The sequence below is a fragment of the Schwartzia sp. (in: firmicutes) genome, from assembly GCF_978017985.1.
Genome location: NZ_CDXDFU010000190.1, coordinates 1 through 7,538 on the forward strand (window position 1 = coordinate 1; position 7,538 = coordinate 7,538).

Below are 7,538 nucleotides of genomic sequence, written 5' to 3' on the forward strand. Positions count from 1 at the left end.
AGATAGGCGAGCGATCCATCCTCTCATCGAGTACCAGCTACACCCATATCGCGCAGGTCAATGACGCGCTCCCGTCTCCGGTGGTCTGGATGTCCATGAACACGCCCTATGAGAATCCTTTCGTTCCCTTCGCCGTATCGGAGGTGCCGGAGGAATACCGCGCGCTTCGCGATACCTACGATTCCGCGAAGATGTACTGGACCTCCAATGAAGTCATGGCGCTGACACAGGGCTATTTCAACATTATGTCGCCTGTTGTCAGGGAGGCGGTGGAGCGGTCTGAGGCAAATTCCGTGCGTCTGATTAACGCCTCCTCGGGTTTCTCGAAGGAACAATTCGCTGATGCTCTGCGCGGCAACGCGCTGAAAATCTTTGAAGACTGGAAAGAACTTTCAAGGCGGCTCATGATGAAGTTTAATGCCGCTGCGGGTGTGAAGTACGAACGTCTGCCGGCTGCCGATACGCCGAAGAAATATTGACGGTCAGGAAAGCCGCTTTGCGGAGCATTACACGCTGTCGAATACAAAGGCATGATAGACTGGAAAGTGCAGATATTAAAAAATGTGCGGACATTTAGTTGTTCGCACATTTTTTTATGTTCGCCCGGGTAAAACGCTGACAGAGGAATATTTGCCTTTGCAAAACTTGAATAAATGCGTTATAAATACGAAAATACTTTATTTGTCAGATTCTTTATAATAGAATAAGAAAGTGTGAAAATTAACAAGCGGGGGAAATGCTTATGAAATTGGGGAATCAGAAGGGTTTCACGCTGTTGGAGCTCCTAATCGTTATGTCTATCGCAGGTGTGCTGGCAATGGTCGCAGTACCCAGATTTACAGGGGCGGTGGCGTTGGCAAACACTACTAAAGTTCAGTCTGACCTTAATGTGCTGAATTCCGCAATTGTCTTGTATGAAGCGGAGCATGGTTCGTATCCCTCCAATCTTACAACAGATTTGAAGGAATATATTCAGGATGCTGAAAACCTCAAACCCCCAAAGGGAAAATGTCTTCTGCGGACCGGTGAAACAATAGAGATAGCTTCGGGTGATACTTATTCGCTTTCGACAGATAAAACTCAGGCTATTTGCAAAGAGCATAGCATTACTGATTTTGGACGCAAGGATAAATGAGTGAGCCGGAAATAAAGCTAACCTTTCCATTGTTTTTCCGCAATCTCATTTGGATATTGCTGTTTACGGCAATGGGGATTTTATGGGCTCTGTATAGTGAAGGAATATCCGCCCGTATGCTGCATGGCTGTGTGCTTGCATTTTTTCTGAGCGGGATAGCAGTGCTGGATTATCGGTACGGTCTTATTTTCGATAGATGGCTTGCCGTGATGCTTTTATGTGTTATTTCATTCAGGCTGTTTTTCGGAGAGGGCGAATGGCTGCCTGCGCTCATCTCGGCAGCAGGTTTTTCGGGACTGCTGCTTTTTCTTCGCTCAGTTTCTCATGGCGGAATGGGCGGAGGAGATATTAAACTGGCTTTCGTGCTTGGCCTGTGGCTTTCATGGCCCGGTGTTTTTGTGGGAGCAGTTGTTTCTTTTTGGATTGGTGGATTGGCGGCATTGTTTCTTTTGATGAAAAAGAAACAGACCATGAAGGCGCAAATACCTTTCGGACCATTTCTGGCTTTGGGGGCATGGATTGCTTTTTTGTACGGAAATAAAGCATGGGCATGGTTACAGGGGTTTTGACATGAAACAAAAGGGCTTTTCTCTGCTTGAGGTTTTACTGGTCATGGCCATTCTTTCTTTGGCTGCAACGGCTGCAGTTCCCGTTTTTACTGCGATTTCAGACCGTCTGCTTTTGCAGCGGGAGGCAGCCCTTTTAGTCTCTGAGCTCAGATATTTAAGGGAGCTTTCCATGGATTATCCGTCGCAAAGTACCCGTTTTGTTGATGTTCAGTCAGATACCTATCCGGCACTCAAGGGCGGAGGCAGTGAATACTATATTTATCTGAACATGAGCAAATATGAGAGGCACAGACTTCCGAACGGCATGAATATCAGCGGAGACATTAAGCATGTTCGCTTCGGGGTCCTGGGTACGGCGAACCCGGTTACTCTGACGCTTGATTTACACGGACAGAGTAAGTACGTCATTATAGATGTTGAGGGGCGTATCCGCGTATCGGATAAACCTCCGGAGGGGTAAATGCAAAAAGGATTTTTGCTCATAGAAACAGTGGTAGTAGGATTATTGCTGGTAACGGCGTCTCTTGTGTGCGTTTCATATGGTATGCTGAACCGCCAGCGTGAGGAGTCTGAGGCTTCCCATGCGGCGGTTTATCTTGCCCGTGAGCAGATAGCGAGAATTTCTTCCGATGCAGAGCATTACCGCGGGTACACGGGAGATATATCATGGCTTGGAACCGCCGGACCGGATATAAAAAATCTTAACGGAAGAGTATACGAGGTCTATACTGCGATGAAGCCCGCAGATGAGGGGAACTCTCTTCGGGAAGTGACGGTGCGCGTGCGGTGGAGCTGTGCCGGGCGTATACGGGAGGAAAAATTCAGGAAGCTGGTGAACTGCGGTGGATGACAGGAAAAGCTGGTGGCGGCAGGAAGATGGATTCAGCCTGATGGAGCTGTCCGTATCCCTGCCGCTTTTTGCTGTGCTGCTGCTTTCTATGGCTGTACTTTTCGGATGGGGAATAAAATCATATTTTTACATGGTGAGTGACTGGCAGCTTCAAAGGGACGTTCAGTATTCCATGAAAAGAATTTCCTCGGATATTATGTATGCAAACCGCGTGGAATACGGCAGCGGATACATAAATATAACAGGAAAAACCGACACAAATCTAAGTACGTCCGTCAGATATGAGCTTACACGTGAAAACTTCCCGAGAATACGTCGAAACAACCAGCCTTTGACAGGAGAGAGTACTTTGGGCGCGGTGGAGATTGAACAGATGGATTTTGAAATGGCAGGGCCATCTGCGGTATATATACATATCCGCGGAAAAAACAGGCTGACAGGACACTCATACGAGCTGCGTTCGGCGGAATATATGCTTCAGAAGCAGGGAGGCTCCTGATGGGAAATCAAAAGGGCTTTGCATCATTGTTCGGTATTTGTGTGTTAGCTGTTTTCTCAATGCTGGCGATGGCTGCATACACAATGGTTCATAGAGAGATGAAGGAAACAGCGCATTTTATGTCGGTGGCAGCAATGCAGCTTGAAGCGCAAAACGGTATCCTTGCGGCAGAGGCTGTGCTGAAGGGCCATCCCGAAACGGCAGAGAAATTAACATCAAACCGTTCAAGCAGAATATGGTCAGGCAAGGATAATGCTAGCGGATTATCCTGTGTGGTTTATGCGCGCAGGCAGGGAGAAAGGATATATCTTATGGCTGAAAGCGGAAATGGGAAAGAAAAGACAAGGATTTACGCACAAGCCGTAAAAAGAGATACACAGGGATATAAGATTGAACGTTGGGGAGCGTTGCAATGAAGTCGTTTTTTCGGTCAGAGGTCAAAAGCTGTATAGGTGTATTTTTGCAGCAGGACGCAGTGTACTATTCCTTCATGAGCCGGGGTGAAAATAATAGCCTCCACATGCTGCACACAGACTCCTGCAGGCTGTTTTTGGAGGAAAAAGAAGAATATCCGACGCGATTTAAGCATATAGAACAGTTTGCGGAGGAGCTGGCTGTACGCTGCACGGAAAACGGCATAAAAGAAAAGAGGGCAGTGCTCTGTATTCCGGCATCCATGATATTTTCCTATCAAAAGAAGTTTCCGGTGCTTACGGAAAAAGAGCTTTCAAGCGCGATGCATTGGGAAATAGAGGCAAACACCCCTTTTGCGGCACATGTCTACACATATCGCAGACAGGAGGAAAATATCTATTCCATCGGCATTCTTGAGCAGTCATTTATGGAGGAAATATATTCTGCCTTCAGTGGCAATGGATTTAATATAGCCGCTATTGTTGGGGAGGCAGAATTTCTGCCTGAAGAACAGGGGCAGGATATGATTTGGTCCGGTGAAACGGTTTCCCTTCCGGCATTTTTCAGCTGGGAGAAAATGGGAGAAGAAAAAGAACTGCTTCAGCAGGCGTTCTATGCGGCATGGAGAGTTATCCGCGGTCTGCCTGAAAATGAGAACTTTCTTCCGCGGGACAGACAGGAAGGTGCATGGGACTGGAGAAAAACCGCCGCATGCGCGATACTTCCGTTTTTTGCTGCAGCTGCGGTTTTGTACGGAATGGGTGAATGGAAGCTCAGCCGTATAGAAAAAGAAAAGAAAGCCGTCCGTCAGGAATTGATGCTTCGGGCAGACGAACAGGAAATTCATCAGGATTTTATAAAGAAGAAAAAGGATATAAAGTCGTCTTATGCGTTGTTGAAGGAACTGAGAGATAAAAGGATATCCTGGTACGCGGTTTTTACATGCCTGGGAGCAAGGACGCTGCCTGGAGTCACATTGGATGGAATAGAGACTGACGATAACAATAAAATCCGTATCAAAGGAAATGCAGAAAGCTATGAAGCAGTATCCGAATACATCAATATGTGGACAGAGAGTCCCGTGATAATAAAGGAAAGTCCGAAGCTTGAAACAGTAGAAGCAGGCAAGGACGGGAGTATCAGGTTTTCGTTGACAATGAAATTTTAGAAAGGGATTTTATGACACTGACACGGGGAATGAAAAAGCTTGTCGCGGCGCTTTGTATAGCTGCCGCAGCGATGGCAGTATTTATATTATTTCTGTATCCGGGACAGGAGGAAGAAATTGCTTCAGCAGAAAGAGAACTTAACATGCTGAGACAGCAGAAAAAGCAGCTGGAGCGTTTTGCAGCAGCGCATGCACACGCTGCTGATGATGTTAGGAGACTTGAAAAGCAGGAAAAGACTGCTGATAAATTGCTTCCAAAGCAGATTAATTCAGCGGAATTTTTGACCTCGCTGCAGCAATGGAGCCGAAAGAGCGGTATAAAGATAGAAAAAATTCTTCCGGGAGAAGAAAAAACATACGAAGCCTATAGAGAGCAGCAGATAGTAGTGACGGGGAAAGGCACATATTTTGAGTGGCTGGATTTTCTATATCTTATGGAACAGGACGGAAGGTTTATTGATATCCGTGAGGTGCATGGCAAAGCAGATAAAACAGGGGTGTTTGAGGCTGCAGTCACGGTATTTATTTTCGCTGCTGCATCGTAAAACGTTTTGTTATAAATGAACAAATAGTTGTTCTGTTCGTAAAATAATGATATCATTTATTTAGAGAAAATTGGGATAATTTCATCATAATATAGGATAAAAGCCCCTTTTTGGTTTTTAGGGCAAAAAGGAAGAAAGTCCTATATTGTCGTTTGGCTTTAGATGTTGAGTATTATTACTGAGAGTTTTGTACGGTTTATCGGCTTTTATGAGTCGCGGGCTTGCTTTTTTGGTATAATGTGATATATGTAATTGTTTTTGTATAGCATTCACAAAATTTAAATTGGGATGATTTGCATGAAGTGCATTATATGCCGCAAGGATTTTGATGGAAAAAATGTTATAGAAAGTGATGAGCATGTATTTCCGGGCCCTACCGGCGGATATTATCACGTATATAATGTGTGCAGAAGCTGCAACAACAGGCTGGAAAGAATTGCTGATGTGCATCTCACAGACAGTAATTTAATGAAGCTCTGCCGTTATATCCATAAAATCAGGGGCAAAAAAAGCAGACTGCCTGATTTGCTTGACAGCAGATATAAAAATGCTATGCAAAGCGGACTTGTAAAGGTCAATCTGACTGTAGACGAGGCCGGTGAACTGGATTACAGGCTGATAAATTATGTCGATTTGGACCAGGACAAGGGCTTAAGCGCAGTAATCAGCGACATACGGAATGCGAAAGCAGAAAAGGAAAAAGCAGAAGCCGCCGCTGAAGAATCCATGGGTGCAGCTTCGTCCGGAACAGGGCGCGATAATGAAATTGATACAAAGAAATATCTGCTTGGATTTTTGAAAATCGCATACGAGTTTGCCTGTGATGAAGTTCCATCATATTTTGATGATGAAGAAGCCGCTTCAATAGCCGGGATATTGTCGTCGGGGAAGATAACCGTCAGCGATGCCAAGAAAATCTTTGCTGCCAACGGCATAAACAAGAAGGCAACGGAATGCATGAGCTTCCTGGGAACCACAAAAAACAAAACCCATTATATCGTGCTGGTATCAGGCAGAACCATAGGCCTGCAGTGTTACATGGTACTCTTTAATACGTTTTATATCGGAGTGAGATTGTCATCTGAGTATTATCCCATAAAGGATGAGATGATCATCGGAATCAATGACATTGAGCGTCACAGCTTCTTCCGTTACAGTGTATATGATTATTTCGGAAGAACCTTCCTGAACACCGAGGTCACGATTTTTACCGAGAAAAATCAGCAGGTTGATTATTACAGAGAAAATAATAAAATCCCTGTTTTTTACAGCTCCGGAGATAAGGCGTATGAGGATATCATGATGATACCCATAAAGCGTGTAAAATACCGCGATTTAGCAGAGCCTAAAATCGGATTTGTGAGCAAGGTAATAATGCCGGGCAGACTGTTTTATGTCAAGGACAGTGCAGGAGAGCTGAAGCTCATAAGGTATTATTACCACAAACTGGCCTTCAGCAAACATGATGAACTGGAAAAAATTATCGAATGAGTCAAAGCATCTTGCACATTATGCATGATGCTTTGTTTTTTATCGCAATATATTTCCGTCTAAGATTTTTAACAGAGAAAATTTTTTGGAGTCAGGTTTACATTTTTGCACATGTTTTTCAAAGATTGTTTGCGTTATTGCACAGGATAGATTAAACTGTTTTGTAAAGCATTTGCAGATAATGGAGGAATCAGGATGGGAACGCTTCGTTTCATGACGGCGGGAGAATCACACGGACCGCGTCTTACCGCAATTTTGGAAGGAATACCTGCAGGACTGAAGCTCTGCGGGGAGGAAATAAATAAAGATCTCGCACGCAGGCAGCAGGGCTACGGCCGCGGCGGAAGAATGAAGATAGAAACAGACCGCGCGGATATTCTTTCCGGAGTCCGTTTCGGAGAGACACTTGGCGGACCGGTGACTCTTTCTGTCACTAACAAAGATTGGACTAATTGGACCGACCGTATGGCGGCTTTCGGTGAACCGGCCGGCGAAAAGGTTACGGCCGCACGCCCGGGGCATGCGGATTATGTGGGAATACAGAAATATGACAGACAGGATATCCGTGATATTCTGGAGCGTTCCAGCGCCCGCGAGACAGCTATGCGTGTAGCTGTCGGCGGCGTATGCAAAGCTTTCCTCAAAGCATGCGGAATAGAGGTAGTATCTCACGTTGTAGAAATCGGCGGAGTAAAGGCCGATGAAAGCAAAATTGACCGCAGCAAGATAGGCAGCGGAAGCTCCGACCTGAACTGCTTTGACGCTGAGGCAGAAGAAAAAATGAAGGAACGTATCCGTGAGGCAAAGGAAGCAGGAGATACGCTGGGCGGTGTGTTCGAGGTTATTGTGCGAGGGGTGCCTATCGGA

11 protein-coding genes are annotated in these 7,538 nt (G+C 45.5%); all 11 read left to right on the plus strand.

Going from position 1 to position 7,538, the window contains the following annotated elements:
- Positions 1-479 (plus strand): C69 family dipeptidase (locus ACY69O_RS08280; RefSeq protein ID WP_462332997.1); only part of this gene is annotated, 479 nt, incomplete at its 5' end.
- Between the two features lie 263 nt (positions 480-742).
- Complete coding sequence (locus tag ACY69O_RS08285) at positions 743-1,135, plus strand: competence type IV pilus major pilin ComGC (protein WP_462332998.1); 393 nt, start codon at positions 743-745, stop codon at positions 1,133-1,135.
- Positions 1,132-1,704, plus strand: coding sequence for a prepilin peptidase (locus ACY69O_RS08290; RefSeq protein WP_462332999.1), 573 nt, complete (start codon positions 1,132-1,134; stop codon positions 1,702-1,704). Before ACY69O_RS08285 ends, ACY69O_RS08290 begins: the two co-directional genes overlap by 4 nt.
- Position 1,705: 1 nt before the next feature.
- On the plus strand, positions 1,706-2,164 hold the full coding sequence (locus ACY69O_RS08295; protein ID WP_462333000.1) for a pilus assembly FimT family protein: 459 nt from the start codon (positions 1,706-1,708) through the stop codon (positions 2,162-2,164).
- A complete protein-coding gene (locus tag ACY69O_RS08300) occupies positions 2,165-2,554 on the plus strand; it encodes a pilus assembly FimT family protein (protein WP_462333001.1) in 390 nt (129 codons plus the stop codon).
- Entirely contained in the window at positions 2,547-3,053 is a 507-nt protein-coding gene (locus ACY69O_RS08305; protein ID WP_462333002.1) for a hypothetical protein, read from the plus strand. The genes ACY69O_RS08300 and ACY69O_RS08305 overlap by 8 nt, the downstream gene beginning before the upstream one ends.
- A complete protein-coding gene (locus tag ACY69O_RS08310; RefSeq protein WP_462333003.1) occupies positions 3,053-3,469 on the plus strand; it encodes a hypothetical protein in 417 nt (138 codons plus the stop codon). The genes ACY69O_RS08305 and ACY69O_RS08310 overlap by 1 nt, the downstream gene beginning before the upstream one ends.
- Complete coding sequence (locus tag ACY69O_RS08315) at positions 3,466-4,635, plus strand: PilN domain-containing protein (protein ID WP_462333004.1); 1,170 nt, start codon at positions 3,466-3,468, stop codon at positions 4,633-4,635. The genes ACY69O_RS08310 and ACY69O_RS08315 overlap by 4 nt, the downstream gene beginning before the upstream one ends.
- An 11-nt stretch (positions 4,636-4,646) precedes the next feature.
- A complete protein-coding gene (gene pilO, locus ACY69O_RS08320) occupies positions 4,647-5,180 on the plus strand; it encodes a type 4a pilus biogenesis protein PilO (protein ID WP_462333005.1) in 534 nt (177 codons plus the stop codon).
- A 297-nt stretch (positions 5,181-5,477) separates the two neighbouring features.
- Positions 5,478-6,671, plus strand: a complete 1,194-nt coding sequence (locus tag ACY69O_RS08325) for an HNH endonuclease (protein WP_462333006.1) — start codon at positions 5,478-5,480, stop codon at positions 6,669-6,671.
- 195 nt (positions 6,672-6,866) lie between these two features.
- Positions 6,867-7,538 (plus strand): chorismate synthase (gene aroC, locus ACY69O_RS08330; RefSeq protein ID WP_462333007.1); only part of this gene is annotated, 672 nt, incomplete at its 3' end.